The sequence below is a fragment of the Oleiphilus sp. HI0123 genome (genome assembly GCF_001635315.1).
This window is the reverse complement of the sequence record NZ_LWGE01001771.1, coordinates 1-673: the sequence shown is the minus strand read 5'-3', so window position 1 is coordinate 673 and position 673 is coordinate 1. Positions and strand designations below refer to the sequence as shown.

At 41.5% G+C, this 673-nt stretch carries 1 protein-coding gene; it reads right to left on the bottom strand.

What is annotated here, in order from left to right; all coding sequences use genetic code 11:
* Nucleotides 1-120: 120 nt before the first annotated feature.
* Nucleotides 121-673, bottom strand: a 553-nt coding sequence (locus A3761_RS23875; protein ID WP_304439642.1) for an acetyl-CoA hydrolase/transferase C-terminal domain-containing protein, incomplete at its 5' end; no start/stop codon positions are given.

Below are 673 nucleotides of genomic sequence, written 5' to 3'. Positions count from 1 at the left end.
ACGAATTTAACAGCTTTTTAGTATTATTGTCACGCCTATCCAGCAGCCTTATATTTAAGAAATTGAGCATCATATAAAAAGCCCCCAATATTGGAGGCTTAATTGATATAAATAACCGAATTACATTGGTTTTAAATAACCGTTTTCTTCGAGTTCCAGAAGAATTAAGTGCTGAAGAATCTTATCTTTTGTTGAATCTGGATGGTCTAAGCTCAGACGCTCAAGAAAAGGACGCGCTTCGTCTGCATCAACTTTATGAACAAAGGAACGAATAACCGCTTTGATCATTTGTCGTGGGTGCGCCATTAAGGCCTTCAAATCCTTCAAGCTCTTACCGAGTGCAATTTCCTCATCGGTAAAATCAGAGCCAAGCGGAAACGGTGGGAATAAACCTTTCTCACGAGCAGACTTAAGAATCCCAGCTAACTTCTCAGGATAGTTTTCTTTGTATTCTGCTGGTAATGTAAAGCTCTCGCGAACCTTACCTTTCGACTTCATATCTTCTAGTAATTCTTGCTGGAAGCGAGAATCAGCAACCTTAATCAACTCAATCGCGATTTGCTCGTCGGTCTTGCCGCGCAAGTCGGCAATACCGTATTCCGTCACAATGATGTCTCTAAGGTGCCTTGGAATCGTGATATGGCCATAGTGTGGTGTAATGTTTGACTGCAGG